The sequence below is a fragment of the Nonomuraea sp. NPDC051941 genome, assembly GCF_044593615.1.
The window spans coordinates 1-15,624 of sequence record NZ_JBIUCF010000051.1 but is presented as its reverse complement, the minus strand read 5'-3'; the positions used below and the strand labels follow the sequence as shown (position 1 = coordinate 15,624).

Here is a 15,624-nt window from a genome sequence, read left to right as displayed (position 1 = left end):
AGAAGGGCGCGCCCCGAGCAGGGTCAGCGGCGGCGTCCGCGCTTCACCTTCAGCTCCTCGAAGCGCGGCGCGTCGCCGTCCCGCACCCGTCCCCAGGCCCTGGCGTACAGGTCGGCGGCGGGTTCGACGGGCACGAGCGGAATCCCGGTCGACTCCGTCACGTCGAACATCGCGAGCTTCCACTGCTCCAGCGGCAGCCGCGGCGCGCTCTGCGCCGTCCATCCGCCGGGCAGGAACAGCGACCGCCCCGCCCGCTCGCGGGTGGCCCGCACGACCAGGTCGGTGTCGGCCAGCTCGGCGTGGGCCGACTTGAGCCGGGCGGGCTTCCAGCCGGTCCAGCGCGCCGCGTTCCGGTCGGCCGGGTCGGGCATGGCCAGCAGCATCAGGTACGTGGTCGCGGCGTCCTCGCCCAGCCCGAACTCCTTGGCCACCTCGACGACCAGATGGGGCACGGACCGGCTGGGGTCCTGCGGCCACCACGTGCCGTCGGCCCCGCGTTCCCCGGCGAGCGGGTCCCCGGGGTCGGCCAGCAGGGCCTCGAAGCGCGGTCCGCGGACGGTCCGCAGCGCCTCCATGGCCGGGAACGACCCCTCCGAGCCGATGAGGGCCCGCAGGTAGGGGTCGTCGCCGGCCTCGTCCAGGAGCGACACGCGGACGGCGGGCGCGGGCCGGTCGTCGTGGGTGGCCATGAGGACGGCGCCGTACCTTTCGTACCCCTCGCCGGTCTCGGTGGGCGTGCCGGCCGCCTTGCGGAAGGCGGGCAGGTCGACGTACCGGCCGAGGTCGAGCAGCAGGCCGGGGGCGGCCAGCCGGTCGCGGACGGCGGCCAGCGCGCCGGGCAGCGCGGTCCTGATCGGGTCGCCCGCGGGCAGCCGGTGCGCGAGCCAGCGCGACATCACGATGGCCGTGTGCAGGGTGTCGGCCGTGAAGCCGGTGGCGTTGCCGTCGGCGGGGTGGGCGCGGTCGCCCCGGATGGCCCAGGCCAGGTCGCGGCCGAGCTCGGGCTCGCCGGCCGGGTCGATGAGGGCGCGCAGCGCGCGGCCGGTGTCCCAGCCGGTCCTGACCGTGCGGGACGCCTCGCCGAGCAGCCATTCGGGCACGGCCGTCTGGTGGCCGATCCTGTCGTTCCAGACGGCCGCCGCGGCGGCCACGTCGGGACCGTCGCTCCAGAGCCGGGCGGGCTCCTGAGGCAGCAGCGCGGCGACGACCGCCCGCCGGATCCCCGCGCCGATTTTGCGCAGCTCGTCGCGGGCGATGGCGGCGTCGGCCACCTTCACGCCGATCGTGGTGCGGGTCTCCTTGGCGAGGAAGGAGTGCTCGTACGAGTCGACGGACGGCAGGCCCGCCACGACCAGCCGGGACATCGTCAGGGAGACACCGGTGAGCCGGGAGAACTCCTCGGCCGCCTCCGGCCGCCAGGGCGCGGGCCCGCGTTCGGCCAGCTCGGCGCGGAACGCCTCCAGCCAGCCCTGCGGCCGATCCACGCCGACCGGGCCGGAGGAGCTCAGCGTGTACGGCTGCGGCACGTCGAACCGCCCGGACGGGTCGTGGAACAGCGCCGTCCACCGGGTCGCGGAGTCGTCGGGCGAGTCGTGGCCGAAGAGCACCAGGAACGCGCCGCCCTCCAGCGGCAGGCCCCCGAACCAGTTGCCCTCGCGCCACTCGCCGTCGGGCTTCTTCAGATACCGGTTGGGCAGGTGGACGGCGACGCGGCGCCACCGCGACGGGTCGGCCGCCGTGGGCAGCCCGGCCTCGGCCAGGGCCTGCAGCAGCCGCTCCTGTGTGACGCGGTGCTCCTCGGCGATGGTCGCCGATCCGGTGCGGTAGGCCACCGCGGCCAGATGGTCGAGCATCGGCTCCCAGTCCAGGCTGGAGTACGGCAGCTCCGGCCGGTCGAGGTGGATGTGACCCACCCCGGCCGGAGCGTCGTCCGCCAGCGCCTGGATCCTCCGGACCTGCTGGAAGGCCCCGTCGGTCTCGTGGCGCCAGTAGTAGGAGGTGGAGATGTCCAGCCCGCTGAGCGCCTCCTGGAGCTCGTAGTCCGTGGGGCCCACGGGGGCCTGCTCGCGGTGTCCGCCGGCCAGCGCTTCGGTGAGCCTGGCGGCGACGGCGTCCAGCGAGGCCTGCTGCGCGCCGGCGAACCGCACGATCCCGGCGATGCCCGCCACCAGCCCGTCGTGGCTGACCTGGGGCAGCAGCTCCCGGATCCGCGCCGGCAGGTCCTCCTCAGGGGCCGCGGCCAGCAGCCGCGAAGCGGTGTCCGGGCCGAGCTCGCGCAGGGCGGCCGACCCCTCGGGGTCCCTCGCCCGCAGGTGGTGCCAGTAGCGCAGCGGCGGCAGGATGATCGTGCCCTCGCCGAACGCGCCGGGAGCGGCGTCGGTCTTGGCGGTGGAGACGCGCACGCCGTCGGCATCGACCAGTTCGACCCGGTAGCTCCCCTTGAGGACGGCCACGGGCCGGTCGGTGCCGGGGAAGGTCAGGATGCGCGCCGGCTTGCCGCCGTCGGGCGGAAGGGTGATCGCGCGGCCGGACAGGTCCTCTCCGCGCAGCGAACCGTCGGGCAGCCGCGTCACCCGCCAGCCGAGCAGCCCGCCCACGGGCACGCTCCCCGGGGTCGCCTCCTCGGACGGGGCGGGCAGCAGCCAGCCCCCGTGCAACGTCGTGCCCGCGGGGATGTCGGTGAGGAAGGCGGGCATGCTCTTCCTGCCGTGCTCCCCGCTGACCGGGTCGTACTCGTGCCAGCCGAGGGTGTCGCGGTCGGACCCGTCCCAGGTCCACACCCAGTAGGAGGTGCCGTCGGTGATCACGGACCGTTCGAGGGGGACGGTGGTGTCGCCGGGGTGCACCACGCCGAGCCCGGTGGTGCGCCCGCCGCCGGGCAGCGCCAGGGTGACCGCGTCGTCGCCGCGGTACCAGTCCATGCGCGTGCCCCGGGTGCTGCCGCTCTGGCTCTCGACGGCGTGGACGCGGTCGGCGGAGGTGTGCCAGTAGCCGCGGTAGGCGTAGTCGGCGGTGCGGGACTGCCAGTAAACGAACAGGTCGCCGTCGACGTAGTGGTAGCCGATGTCGTTATACGTGTCGTTGGGCGGGATGCGCAGGTCGTGGGTGAGCACGGCGCCCTCGCGATCGAGCACGCGGACCTGCCGGGAGCCCGCCGCGATCAGGTACGGCCAGGCGTCGGCGACCACGATGTCGTCGACGTCCTTCCTCGGCACGAGGGTCGCGGCGGCCTCCTCCCAGGCCGGCCAGCCCAGCTCGTCGAAGATCCCGGTCCGCAGCGTACGGGCGAGCACGGGGGAGACGTCGGCCGCGGCGGCCTGGCGTACCTCGTCCTCGGCCAGGACCAGGGCCTCGCCCGGCAGCCAGGACAGCCGCCGCAGCGCCTCGGGCAGCTCGGGCAGCCCGGCGGACGTCGACCGCGCGCAGACCTTGCGCACCCACTCGGCCAGCATCGGCCGGCTGCCGTCGGAGGCGGCCAGCAGACGGACGGCGCGCAGCCCGTCGGAGTCGCCGGTGAACGTGTCGGCCGAGCGCTGGAAGGCCGCCGTGAACCGGCCGTCGGCGGCAAGCGCGGCCAGGTCGCGCTGCCCCTCGCCCTTCGCCCAGTGCTCCAGCCGCAGGTAGTCGCCCTCACCGGGGTCGGCCACGGGCAGGCCGAGCGCGAGGAACAGGTCGAGCAGATCGACGTCGTACGAGTCCGTCAGCCGGGTCGTGGTGCCGGCGAGCTCGGCGCGCAGCCGGTCGGCGGCCCGCTCGACGAGCGTGTAGAGGACCGGCAGCCGCGGCGGCAGGCCATAGGTGGCGTTGCGGGTGGTGAGGAAGCGCCGGAGCCAGCCCGACGCGCCGTCCTCCGGCGCCTGGCCCGAGACGAGCTCGTCGACGGCGCCCGCCGCCTCGAGGACGTCCAGCCACACACCGGGCACGTCGTTGTCGTGGCTCTGCGGCATGACGGCGAGCAGCGTCGCGCGCACCTCGGGCTCGCGCGCGCCCAGCGCCCCGATCGCCGCGCGATGGGCCTTCCACCAGCCGGTGGCGGCCCGCAGGGTGGCGGGCAGGGCGAGCAGCTCGCGCAGGTACGACTGCTCGGTCGCGTCGGCGTCCACGCCGGCCGCCCTGGCCAGGCGGCGCAGGTCGGTGGCCATCTGGGCGGAGGGGGGCATCCCGCCCGCAGTGCGCCGCACGCACAGCTGGGAGAAGCGGCGCAGCGCCTCGTCGGCGGGCACCCGGGCGGCCAGCTCCTTGGCGTAACCGGACAGCACCTTGACCGGCAGCGCCCCCGCCAGCGCGAACTCCAGGAACACCCAGTCGAGCCGGTCCTCGTCGACCTCCAGCCCGTGCTCGGCCTCCGCCTTGCGGGCGCTGGAGAACATCTGGGAGGCGTAGGTGGCGTTCTCCACGCCGATGAACACCCGCCCGGCCTGCTCGTAGAAGGTGGGCAGGAAGTGCGGAACGGACGCGCCGAGCCGGCGGGCCAGCTCGTGGTAGCCGTCGAGCGCGTTCTTGGGCTTGGACTTGGCCTGGCGGGAGATCCGCTCCAGCTCCGGGACGACGGCGAGGGCATGCTGCCCGTCGCCGGGGTAGTGCACCAGCACCCACTCGGGGAAGCCGAGCGAACGCCGTAACCCGAGCCCGACCACCGCCGGCTCCCCGTCGGGCGCCAGGCCCAGGAACCCGGCGGCCAGGTCCTCGGCCGCGCCCAGCTCGCCCGCGACCAGGCGCACGACCACGCGGTCGTCGAGCACGGGGTGACGGTAGCGGCGGGCGGTCATCGGCACGGCGCCCTCGACCGCGCTCTCGGTGTCCGGCGGCAGGATCGCCCCGGCCTTCAACAGCTGCTCGCTCATGCGTCCTTGCCCTCCTCGACCTTGCGCCCCGCGTACAGCGCCGCGGCCATCCGCATCCCCTCCGACCAGGCCACCGGGCCGACCTCACGCAGTGGCAGCGTCCTGCCGTCGAGGTCCTGCCAGGTCAGGCCGCCCGTGCTCACCTCGTCCTCCCAGTACGGCTCGCCGATCCAGACGCTCGCCTCGGTGATGGCCCCGGCGTCGCGGACCCGGCAGGTGGCGTAGCCGCCGGTGACCCGGTAGCCGAGCGTGGTGGCCCGCGCGGCCAGGCCGAAGCGGGAGTCGTACGTGCCGCCGGAGAATTCCGTCACGGTCGTCGCCCTGACGTCCAGGTCGGCGGGCTTGCGCCAGGTGGCGCGGTGGATCTGCTCGACCTTCTGGACCACGCCCAGCTCGGCGGCGAACTCCCGCAGGTCGTCGAGGTCGGGCAGCAGCACCGGGTGGGGCAGCGTCACCGTGCGCGGCGACAGCCGTACGGTCTCGCCGTCGAGGTTGACCACGCGCAGCTCGCCCGTCTCGGTGGCGTCGCGCAGGAAGCCCACCTCGTCGGGGTCGTCGCCGACCACGGCCAGGTCGCGCAGTGCCGACTCCACGCCTCGTCCGGCCACACCCGGGCCAGCAGCCCGGTCGGCACGGGCAGGGACGACACCATCCACAGGTCCGCCTGCGCCACGCACGCGGCGGCGTGGCGGTCGAGCCACTCGGCGAACCGGCGCAGCCGGTCCACCTCGGGGTGATCACGCAACGCCTTCGGCAGCGATTTCAGCTGCCGTCCCGCCGATCGGCCGGAGGTGGCTCGCGCCGCCACCCGGCCTTCTATCAGGGCAACCTCGTACCCGTCGCCCGCTGCCAGCCAACCCAACGGTCCCCGCCTTCCAGACGCCCGAATCCGGGCATGAAACCTCGAATGAGCAGGGGTTTCCGTGCCCCTGCCGCTGTTGTTGCGCCGAACCTAGCGGCCCTGACCGACAAATGCGTGGATCTCGCGAATTATCGGGCAAGCGGTCTTGTCACGGTGCGAGCCGTGCCCGACGATCGTCGCGACGGGCGAGCGCGCGGGGGTGACGGTTCGTGGGCGGCAGGTCTTCGATCGTGATCGGCGGGCTGGCGGCGGTCCTGTCCCTGACGTCGTGCAGCGGCGACGGGCCTGCGGAAACGACCCCCTCCACGACGAGCCCCCCGCCCTCCGGCACGCCGTCCCCCAGCGCGCCGGTCGCCTGGGCGCAGGGCCTCTGCCTCGACGTCCGGGTACCCAAACCGGACACCCAGGTCCCGGCGCCGGTCGACTGCACCCTGGCGACGGCCGGCGTGCGGATCATCCGGCTGGTGGCCCAGGGAGAGGGCGCCGCGAAGTGCCCGCCCGACTCCGACGGCTGGCTGGACGCCCCGGCGGGCTCCCAGACGGCCTGCCTGCGCAACCGCGTCGGCCCGCATCCCGGGGACCCCGGCAAGGGCGGCGGTGTCCTGAAGGCCGGCGACTGCACGCTCATCCAGGACGGCGACGTCCAGGAACGGGTCTGCTTCGACGCCCACGGCCCCGGCAGGATCCGCTCCTTCACCAGGACGAAGAAGGCGTGTGAGCGCAGGATCTGGTCGTACGCCTACAAGTGGAACGGCTCGTACGTCTGCGTCGGCCCTGGCGAGGACGCCACGGACGTCGGCCCCAGGTACGAGCCCGGCAGCTGCCTGACCGCGCCGAAGACCAAGAAGCGCAAGACCGTGTTCGGGACCGAGACGGCCATCGTCGGCGGCCTGAAGAAGACGCCGTGCAAGAGCGGGAAGGCGTGGGGGAAGGTGGTCGGGCACGTCAGCATCGAGTTCGAGTGCAAGCGCCCGGCCGACTACTCGGTGACGACCGACACCAGGAAGTACGGGCTGCTGCCCGGCCCCGACCCTTACCCGTCGGTCACCTGCATCCGGCGGTTGTGACTCCCGATAGGCTGGCGGCATGATCTTAGTGACCGGCGCCACCGGCAACGTCGGCTCCGAACTCGTCGCCGCGCTGGCCTCGGCCGGCCGGCCGGTCCGGGCGCTCGTCCGGGACCCGCGCCGCGCCGCCCTCCCGGCCGGCGCCGAGCCCGTGACCGGCGACCTCAACCGGCCGGAGAGCCTGGCCGGAGCGCTCGACGGCGCCCAGGGGCTGTTCCTCATGCCGGGCTACGCGGACATGCCCGGGCTGCTGGCCCTGGCCCGCGACGCCGGCGTGCGGCACGTCGTGCTCCTGTCCGGGGGCTCGGCCGCGCTGGAGGACCTCGGGAACGCCGTCTCCCGCTACATGACGCTCTCGGAGCGGGCCGTGCGCGAGTCGGGTCTGGCCTGGACCTTCCTGCGGCCCAGGTCGTTCATGTCCAACGCGCTGCGCTGGCTCCCGCAGCTCGAGGCCGGCGACGTGGTGCGGGTGCCGTTCGCCGACGTGCCGGTCGCGGCCGTCGACCCGTACGACATCGCGGCCGTCGCGGCCCGCGCGCTGCTGAGCGCCGAGCACGAGGGCCGGATCCACGAGCTGACCGGCTCCCGCGCGCTGCTGCCCGCCGACCAGGTCGCCGTTCTCGGCCAGGTGCTGGGCTGGGACCTGCGGTGCGAAGGGCTGACGAACAGCCAGGCGCGCGCCGAGATGGAGGCGGCCATGCCGGTCGAGTACGTCGACGCCTTCTTCCAGTTCTTCGTGGACGGCACGCTCGACGAGACGACGGTCCACCCGACCGTGGAGGACGTGCTCGGACGGCCGCCGCGCACGTTCGAGCAGTGGGCGCGGGACCACGCGGACGCCTTCCGCAAGAGCTAACCCGCCAGGTGGGTGGGGGCGAACATGCGCAGGGTCGCGGGCAGCACGACGACGCTCGGCCCCGGGGTCCGCAGCGCCCGCGCGAGGTCGTTCTCCAAGTCCTCCGGAGTGGTGCACCGGGCCGGGACGCCGAAGGCCGCCGCGAGGGCGGCGAAGTCCGGCCTGGCCAGCTCGGTCCCCGTGGCGGCGCCGAACGCGTCCGTCATGTACTCGCGCAGGATGCCGTAGCCGCCGTCGTCCACGATCAGCCAGGTCACGTCGAGCCGGTGCTGGTGCAGCGTGGCCAGCTCGGCCAGGCCGTACATGGCCCCTCCGTCGCCGCTGACCGCGAGCACCGGCCCGCCGGTGGCGGCGGCCGCGCCGAGCGCGGCGGGCAGCGCGTAGCCGAGCCCGCCCGCGCCCTGCGCCGACTCCATCGGCCGCGGCCAGGCGGACCAGGCCCAGTACGCCAGGATCGTCATGTCCCAGAAACTCAGAGCCTGTTCCGGTAGCGCGCGGTCGATGGCCGCGAGCAGCGACCGTTCGAGCGCGAGGTCCTGCGCGTCCAGCCGCGCGGCGACGCGCCCGAGCACGTCGCGCACCGCCGACCGGGCTGCTGCCCCGTCCCGGCCGGTACGCGCGCCCTTCACGGCCCGCGCCAGCTCCTCCAGCGTCACCCGGGCGTCCGCGTGCACGGCCAGCGCCGGATGGTTGGACTCGAGCTTGCCGAGATCGGCCTCGATCTGCACGACCCGGCCCCGCGGCCGCATCGTGTGGTAGTTGCTGGACAGTTCCCCCAGCCCCGAGCCCACGACCAGCAGCACGTCGGCCTCCTCCAGGAACGCCGTCAGGTGCCGGTCCTCCAGCCACGACTGGAGCGACAGCGGGTGCTCCCAGGGGAAGGCGCCCTTCGCGCCGAACGTGGTGGCGACCGGCGCGTCCAGCTCCTGGGCCAGCTCCAGCAGGGCCGCCTGGGCGCCGGCGCGCACCACCCCGCCGCCGGCCAGGATCACCGGATTGGCCGCCCGTACCAGCAGGTCCGCCGCCGCGGCGACGAGCTCGGCCCGCGGGGCGAGCGGTCTCGGCGCCACCCGGAGCTCGGTCACCGCCGGGATCCCGGTCTCGGCGAGCAGCACGTCCTGCGGGATCTCCACCAGGACCGGGCCCGCGGGCGCGGCCAGCGCGAGCTCCCACGCCTCGGCCAGCGCCGGCGCGATCTGCCCGGCCGTCCGCACCACGTGGGCCGACTTCACGACGTCCCTGAAGGCCGCGGCCTGGTCCGGCAGCTCGTGCAGGTAGCCCTTGCGCCGCCCGCCCAGCCCGTCCGCGGGGATCTGGCTGCTGACGACCAGCACGGGGACGGCGGCCGCGCGGGACTCCATGAGCGCGGGGAGGGTGCCCAGCGCGCCCGGGCCGGTGGAGACCAGGAAAGGCGTGACCGAGCCGGTCGCCCGGGCGTGGCCGTCGGCGGCGAAGGCGACGCTCAGCTCGGTACGGCACCCCACGTAGCGCAGGTCAGAGCGGCGCAGCGCGTCGAACAGGCCGAGCGCGTGCTGCCCCGGCTCGCCGAAGACCGTGGTGGCGCCGAGCGCGGCCAGCGACTCGACGACCAGGTCGCCGCCCGTCCGCACGGCTTGTCCCCGTGACATGGTCGGATCCTTTCCTCTACAGGACCTTGGCCAGGAAGGCCCTGGTCCGCTCGTGCCTGGGCCGGGCGATCAGCTCGGCGGCCGGTCCCGCCTCGACGACCAGCCCGTCGTCCATGAAGACGACGTGGTCGGCGACCTCGCGGGCGAATCCGATCTCGTGCGTCACCACGACCATCGTCATCCCCGCTCCGGCCAGGTCCTTCATCACGTCGAGGACCTCGCCGACGAGTTCGGGGTCGAGCGCGCTGGTCGGCTCGTCGAACAGCATCAGCTTGGGCTTCATGGCCAGGGCCCGGGCGATCGCCACGCGCTGCTGCTGGCCCCCGGACAGCTGAGCGGGGAGGTGCCCGGCCCGCTCCTCCAGGCCGACCCGGCGCAGCAGGTCGAGCGCCTCCTGCCGGACGGCCTCGCGGGGGCGGCCGAGCACGTACACGGGCGCCTCCATGACGTTCTCCAGCGCGGTGCGGTGCGGGAAGAGGTTGAAGCGCTGGAACACCATGCCGATGTCCCGCCGCTGGTCGGCCACCTCGCGCGGGCGCATCTCGTACTTCTTGCCGCCGGAGCGGCGGTAGCCGACCAGGTGGCCGTCGACCCAGATCTCCCCGGCGTCGAGCCGTTCGAGGTGGTTGACGCAGCGCAGGAAGGTCGACTTGCCCGAGCCCGACGGGCCGAGCAGGCACACCACCTGGCTGGCGTGGACCGTCAGGTCGATGCCCTTGAGCACCTCGACCTTCCCGAAGCTCTTGCGCACGCCCCGCGCGCTGAGCAGTTCGTTCACGATCGGCCTCCGAACCGTCGTTCGAGCCGTGACTGGGCCAAGGTCAGCAGCGTGGTCAGGACGAGGTACCAGAGGCTGGCGACGATCAGCAGCGGGATCTGCTGGAAGTTGCGGCCGTAGATCAGCTGGGCGCTGGTCAGCAGGTCCGGGAGGCCGATGACCAGCACGAGGGAGGTGAGCTTGAGCATCGAGATCGTCTCGTTGGCGGTCGGCGGCACGATCACCCGGGCCGCCTGGGGCAGGATGACGCGCCGGTAGACCAGCGCCGGCCGCATGCCCAGCGCCTCGGCGGCCTCCCGCTGCCCGTGGTCGACCGAGCCGATGCCCGCTCTGACGATCTCGGCCATGTACGCCGCCTCGTTCAGCCCGAGGCCGAGGATGGCCGCGGTGAACGGCGTGATCAGCGCGTTGACCGGCGCGGAGAAGAACTCGGGGCCGAAGGGGACGCCCAGGCTGATCCGCGGCATCACGGCGCCCAGGAAGAACCAGAACAGCAGCTGGACCAGGATGGGCGTGCCGCGGAAGAGCCAGACGTAGGCGGCGGCGACCCAGCGCAGCAGCGGATTGTCCGACAGCCGCATGATCGCCAGCGCGGTGCCGAGCACGGCGCCCGCCAGCATGGCCAGCGCCGTCAGCTCGACCGTGAGCAGCAGCCCGCGCATGATCGACCGCTCGAAGAGGTAGCCGGCCACCAGGTCGGGCCGGAGCGCCGGGGTGGTCACCACGAAGTTGACCGCCATCGCGGCCAGCACGGCGAGCACCGCGGCGGCCACCCACCGGCCGGGCCGCCGCAGCGGCACGATCGGCTCGGTCATGAGCCCTCCTTCGTCGGTCTCATGACCAAGGTGCTGTGCTCATTGATGACCTCGACAAGCTCGGTCATGAGCCCGCGTTGATCGCGGCGTCCTTGAACGCCTGCGCCTGCAGGTTCCACTTGGCCAGGAGCTGGTCGTAGGTCCCGTTCGCGATGAGCTTCTTCAGCGCGGCCTGAACGGCGTCACGCAACTGCGGCTTGCTCTTCGGGACCGGGATGCCGACGGGGAGCGGGTCGATCGCGCTCACCGCGACCTCGAACTGCTGCGGAGCCTGCTTCACGCTGTAGGCCAGGGTCAGGTCGAGCGCGGCGACCATGTCGGCCCGCCCGGACTGCAGGGCCTGTACGGCGCTCGCCTGGTCGGGGAAGGGGACCTTCTCCACGGCCGGTTTTCCGGCCTCGGCGCACTTCTTCGTGACGTCGTCCACGAGCAGGTCGCCGGTCGCGGCCTTCTCGACCGCGACCTTCCTGCCGCACATGTCGAGGGTCTCCTTGACGCCCTGCGGGTTGCCCTTGGCCACCATGAGCGCCGACCCGGACTTGAGGTAGTCGACGAAGTCCACCTGCTCCTGGCGTTCCTTCTTGTCGAGCATGCTGGTCAGGCCGAGGTCGTAGCGGCCCGCGTTGAGGCCGCCGATGATGCCGTCGAAGCTGACGTTCTCGAAGGCGAACTCCACACCCAGCACCTCGCCGAGCGCCTTGCCGAGGTCGGCGTCGAACCCGAGCACGGTCTTGTTGTCGGTGTCGAAGAACTCCATGGGCGGGAAGGAGACGCCGGAGGCCACCCGTATCTTGCCGGCCTGCCGGATGTCGGCCGGGAGCAGTTGGGCGGCCGCCTCGTCCTTCGCGCCTGCCGCGATCTCGGTCTTGGGGGCAGCCGCCGGGGTGGTCTCCTCGGGCGCGGCGCAGCCGGTGAGGGCCAATCCGGTGAAGAGGGTGATGGCAAGTGCTCTTCTCATGTGGTGCCGTGCCTTCCCGAACAGGGGCGAATGACTACCGAGTGTGAAGGCCGTACCTCCAACCTTCAATCGGGGCAGCACTCAAGACCCGCCATATCCTTTGTGGGTGACCACAAAGGTGTCCGTGGAGGACCTGCTGCGCTCTCCAGCACTCCAGCTACGGCTCCTGGCCGGTGAGGCAGGGCTGGGGCGGTCGGTGTCGTGGGCGCACGTCAGCGAGCTCGACGACCCCACGCCGTGGCTGCTCGGCGCGGAGGTCATCATGACGACGGGGATCGCGATCCCGCGCCAGGCCGCCAGACAGCGCGCCTACCTGGAGCGGCTCGACGACGCGGGCGTGTCCGCGCTCGCCCTGTCGGCGCAGCTGCACGTGCCGCCGCTGCACGACGCGTTCATCCAGGCCGCCGAGGAGCGGGGGATGCCCGTGCTCGAGGTGCCGCTGGCCGTGCCGTTCATCGCGATCGCCCAGGAGGTGGCCGCGGCCGTGCAGGAGGACGCCAGGCAGCGCCTCGGCGCGCAGCTGCAGGTGTTCGGGGCGCTGCGCTGGCTGGCGGCCGAGGATCTCGACAGCGCGACGCTGTTCAAGCGGCTGGAGCGGCTGTCCGGATACGAGGTCTATCTGTGCACCCCGCAGGGGCGGCCGCTGCTGCCGGGGGTGCCGGTGCCCGACGTCGCGGTGCTGCCTTCCGAGCCGGAGGCGCCGCCCACCATCCCGGGCGGTTTCGTCCTGCCCGTGCCCGCGCCGGGAGGTCCGGCGGGCTTCCTCGTCGCCTTCGAGCGCCAGGGGGCCAGGCCCGCCGGGCTGGCCGTGGTGCAGCACATCGCCACGGTGGCCGCTCTGCAGGTGGCCATGGCCCGCAACGAGCGCGAGACGCTACGCCGTCAGGGCGCCGAGACCCTGTCCGAGCTGCTCCAGGACGTCCTCGACCCGGCCGCGGCGCGGCGGCGCCTGGTCAGGATGGGCATCGCCGTGGAGGTGGAGCTGGCCCTCCTCGTGATCAGGAACGTGCCCGACGAGGCCATCCACCGGGCGCTCGACGACGCGCCGCACCTGATGCTGCGCCGGGGCGACGACCGCTACGTGCTCGGCTCACCCGCCCTCGGCCCGGCGATCGCCGCGCTGCCGGGCGTCGCGGCGGGCATGAGCAGGCCGTTCCCACCGGGGGAGTCCATGCAGATCCCCAAGCGGGAGGCGGTGTGGGCGGCCTCCTCGGCGTCCGAGTCGGGACGCGGGCTGATCCACTACGGCGACGACACCACCGGCCGGTGGCTGCCCGACGACCCGTGGGCGCTCACCGCGCTGGTCGAGAACGTGCTCGGCAAGGCGCTCGCCTACGACTCCGCGCACGGGTCCCAGCTCCTGACGTCCGTGCGGACCTGGATGGAGCGTGACCGGCGCACCGAGGACGCCGCGACCGCGCTGCACATCCATCCCAACACCCTGGCCTACCGCCTGCGCAGGTTCGCCGAGCTGACGGGCCGCGACCTGACGTCCACCGCCGCGTTCGCGGAGGTCTGGCTGGCCCTGCGGGCGGGTCGCCAGCTCGGTCTCATGGACTGACGCCACGACACCTGGGGATGCCCGGCCCCGGGTGGCCGAGGCCGGGCGGGCGCGGTCAGGGCTCAGGCGTCCTCGTCCACCTGGATGGCGGCCGCCGGGCAGACGGCGGCGGCCTCACGTACGGCGGCGTGCCGGTCCGCGGCGGGCTCGGCCTCCAGCAGGATGACGATGCCGTCGTCCTCGTTCTGGTCGAACACCTCCGGCGCGATCAGCACGCACTGGCCCGCGCCGCAGCACTTGGCCTCGTCCACGATGATCTTCATCTGAGTCTCCTCCTCACCAGCGGACCGGGACCTGGCGCAGGCCGCCGACCACGAGGCCCTCCACCCGGTGCAGCTCCTCCACCGGCACGGCCAGCTCCAGGGTGGGCAGCTTGCGCAGCAGCACCTCGAGGACGACCTGCAGCTCGGTGCGGGCCAGCGACTGGCCGAGGCAGGAGTGGGAGCCGGAGCCGAAGGCCAGGTGCGGGTTCGGGGTGCGGGTCAGGTCCATCTCGGCGGCCGCGTCGAAGACGCTCTCGTCGCGGTTGGCGGCGGCCATGCTGCAGATCACGGTGGTGCCTCGGGGCAGCACCGTGCCGCTGACCTCGGTCTCCTCCTTCAGGTAGCGGGGCAGGCCGAAGCCGGAGTTGGCGTCGAAGCGCAGCACCTCCTCCACCGCCGTACGCACCAGCGACGGGTCGGCCAGCAGCCGCTCCCAGCGGGTGCGGTCGGACAGCAGCATCCCCACCATCTTGCCGATCATGTTGGCGGTGGTCTCGTGCCCGGCCACGAGCAGCCCCATCCCGGTGGCCAGCAGCTCGACGTCCGTCAGGCCCTCGCCCTCGGCGGCGCTCGCCTCGATCAGCTCGCTGAGCAGGTCGTCGCCCGGCGTCACCCGCTTGGCGGCCACGTGCTCGGACATGTACTGGATGAACTCGGCCTGCGAGGCGTCGGTCTCCGCCTGGGTGAACTTGGTCAGGTTGAGCAGGCTGTCCGACCAGTGGGCGAAGCGGTCCCGGTCGGAGGCGGGCACGCCGAGCAGGTCGCAGATCACGTACACGGGCAGGGGGAAGCCCAGGGACGCCTTGAGGTCGCCGGGAGCGCCGTGCTCGACCATCTCGTCGATGAGCTGCTCGGCGATCTGCGCCATGGCGGGCCGCAGGGCGGCCATGCGCTTGGCGGTGAAGTACTTGCCGACCAGGCGCCGCCACCGCTGGTGCGGCTCCCCGCTGTCCGGGATGATCGCCGCCATCTCGCTGCTGAACAGCCCGCCGTCGTCGTTGGCCGACAGCCGGGCCGCGTCGGGCGCGTTCAGCAGGCGGGTGAAGCGGGGGTCGGCCAGCACCTGCTTGACGTCCTCGTACCGGGTGAGCAGCGTGGCCTCGTCGCCGCTGGGCAGCGTGACCCGCGCGACCGGGCACTTCCCCCGCAGGTCCGCCCACTCGGCGGGCGGCTCCAGCGCCGCCTCGCTCGGGATCGGATAGCTCAGGACCTGCTCGCTCTGCGTCATGCGGTATCTCCTCAAAAGGGTACGGAACTGGCGATGTTGCGCTCCAGGAATACCGGACGATGTCGTCCGGTTGCTACCGTACTCCTATGCCCAACACGCGTCGACCCAACAGAGGCCCCAGCGCCGCCGCCGAGAACCGCGCGGCGCTGATCGAGGCGGCCCGCGAGCTGTTCGCCACGGACGGCTTCGACGCGCCGCTCACCTCGATCGCGCGGGCGGCCGGGGTCGGCCAGGGCAGCCTCTACCGGCACTTCCCCGACCGCGTCAGCCTCGCGCTGGCCGTGTTCGACGACGGCATCAAGGCGCTGGAGGCGCTGGCCACCGACCCCGCGGCCACGCTCGACGACGTGCTGGCGCTGACGACCGATCAGGCGATCGCCTCGACCGCGTTCATCGCGATGGTCAGCGCCACGGATCCGCGCATCATGAGCCTGCGTTACCAGGTGGAGGCGCTGCTGGAGGGGCCGCTGGCCAGGGCGCGGGAGGCCGGCCGCGTGCGCGAGCACGTCACCGCCGAGGATCTGGTGACGGCGTTGGGCATGATCGCGGGGCTGCTCGCCAAGATACCGGCGGACCTGCGGCGCGAGACCGCCGACAGGGCGTGGCTGCTGCTCCGCAAGGGCCTGGAGCCCTGATCCCCGGAGCGGGGGGGGGGGGGGGGGCCCCCCCCCCCCCCCCCCGGGGGGGGGCCCCCGCGCGGGGGGGGGGGCGGCGGGGGCGGGCCCCCCCCCGGCGGCGCCCCCCACCAGAAGGGACAGCACCCC

The 15,624-nt window shown here is 73.5% G+C and carries 12 protein-coding genes and 1 pseudogene; 4 read left to right on the top strand and 9 right to left on the bottom strand.

The window, feature by feature from the left end; all coding sequences use genetic code 11:
* Positions 1 to 23: 23 nt before the first annotated feature.
* The 3 genes and pseudogenes from ACIHFD_RS53790 to ACIHFD_RS53780 all read right to left on the bottom strand — a co-directional run.
* The gene (locus tag ACIHFD_RS53790) at positions 24 to 4,844 is read right to left on the bottom strand and encodes a DNA-binding protein (RefSeq protein WP_397373510.1); all 4,821 of its coding nucleotides are present in this window, start codon (positions 4,842 to 4,844) and stop codon (positions 24 to 26) included.
* Positions 4,841 to 5,437 carry a DUF4132 domain-containing protein gene (locus tag ACIHFD_RS53785; RefSeq protein WP_397373508.1) on the bottom strand — a complete coding sequence of 199 codons (597 nt, stop codon included), beginning with the start codon at positions 5,435 to 5,437 and terminating at the stop codon, positions 4,841 to 4,843. The genes ACIHFD_RS53790 and ACIHFD_RS53785 overlap by 4 nt, the downstream gene beginning before the upstream one ends.
* A gap of 32 nt (positions 5,438 to 5,469) precedes the next feature.
* A pseudogene (locus tag ACIHFD_RS53780) lies at positions 5,470 to 5,571 on the bottom strand (hypothetical protein); the annotation flags it as partial.
* 344 nt (positions 5,572 to 5,915) lie between these two features.
* Between ACIHFD_RS53780 and ACIHFD_RS53775 the strand changes: the two are divergent.
* On the top strand, positions 5,916 to 6,773 hold the full coding sequence (locus ACIHFD_RS53775; protein ID WP_397373507.1) for a hypothetical protein: 858 nt from the start codon (positions 5,916 to 5,918) through the stop codon (positions 6,771 to 6,773).
* Positions 6,774 to 6,792: 19 nt separating this feature from the next.
* The gene (locus ACIHFD_RS53770) at positions 6,793 to 7,629 is read left to right on the top strand and encodes an NAD(P)H-binding protein (RefSeq protein WP_397373506.1); all 837 of its coding nucleotides are present in this window, start codon (positions 6,793 to 6,795) and stop codon (positions 7,627 to 7,629) included.
* On the opposite strand, the gene ACIHFD_RS53765 is transcribed toward ACIHFD_RS53770, so the two are convergent.
* The 4 genes from ACIHFD_RS53765 to ACIHFD_RS53750 form a co-directional block, all read right to left on the bottom strand.
* The gene (locus tag ACIHFD_RS53765; RefSeq protein ID WP_397373505.1) at positions 7,626 to 9,257 is read right to left on the bottom strand and encodes a thiamine pyrophosphate-binding protein; all 1,632 of its coding nucleotides are present in this window, start codon (positions 9,255 to 9,257) and stop codon (positions 7,626 to 7,628) included. The two genes, ACIHFD_RS53770 and ACIHFD_RS53765, sit on opposite strands and share 4 nt — an antisense overlap.
* A 16-nt stretch (positions 9,258 to 9,273) precedes the next feature.
* The gene (locus ACIHFD_RS53760; RefSeq protein ID WP_397373504.1) at positions 9,274 to 10,035 is read right to left on the bottom strand and encodes an amino acid ABC transporter ATP-binding protein; all 762 of its coding nucleotides are present in this window, start codon (positions 10,033 to 10,035) and stop codon (positions 9,274 to 9,276) included.
* Complete coding sequence (locus tag ACIHFD_RS53755) at positions 10,032 to 10,850, bottom strand: amino acid ABC transporter permease (protein ID WP_397373503.1); 819 nt, start codon at positions 10,848 to 10,850, stop codon at positions 10,032 to 10,034. The genes ACIHFD_RS53760 and ACIHFD_RS53755 overlap by 4 nt, the downstream gene beginning before the upstream one ends.
* 64 nt (positions 10,851 to 10,914) lie before the next feature.
* Positions 10,915 to 11,808, bottom strand: coding sequence for an ABC transporter substrate-binding protein (locus tag ACIHFD_RS53750; RefSeq protein ID WP_397373502.1), 894 nt, complete (start codon positions 11,806 to 11,808; stop codon positions 10,915 to 10,917).
* 106 nt (positions 11,809 to 11,914) lie between these two features.
* On the opposite strand from ACIHFD_RS53750, the gene ACIHFD_RS53745 reads away from it, so the two are divergent.
* Entirely contained in the window at positions 11,915 to 13,369 is a 1,455-nt protein-coding gene (locus tag ACIHFD_RS53745; protein ID WP_397373501.1) for a PucR family transcriptional regulator, read from the top strand.
* Positions 13,370 to 13,431: 62 nt separating this feature from the next.
* Here ACIHFD_RS53745 and ACIHFD_RS53740 read toward each other — a convergent pair whose 3' ends face one another.
* Entirely contained in the window at positions 13,432 to 13,632 is a 201-nt protein-coding gene (locus ACIHFD_RS53740; RefSeq protein ID WP_363969406.1) for a 4Fe-4S domain-containing protein, read from the bottom strand.
* 13 nt (positions 13,633 to 13,645) lie between these two features.
* Complete coding sequence (locus tag ACIHFD_RS53735; protein ID WP_397373500.1) at positions 13,646 to 14,860, bottom strand: cytochrome P450; 1,215 nt, start codon at positions 14,858 to 14,860, stop codon at positions 13,646 to 13,648.
* Positions 14,861 to 14,946: 86 nt separating this feature from the next.
* On the opposite strand from ACIHFD_RS53735, the gene ACIHFD_RS53730 reads away from it, so the two are divergent.
* A complete protein-coding gene (locus ACIHFD_RS53730) occupies positions 14,947 to 15,495 on the top strand; it encodes a helix-turn-helix domain-containing protein (RefSeq protein WP_350732174.1) in 549 nt (182 codons plus the stop codon).
* Positions 15,496 to 15,624: the final 129 nt, after the last annotated feature.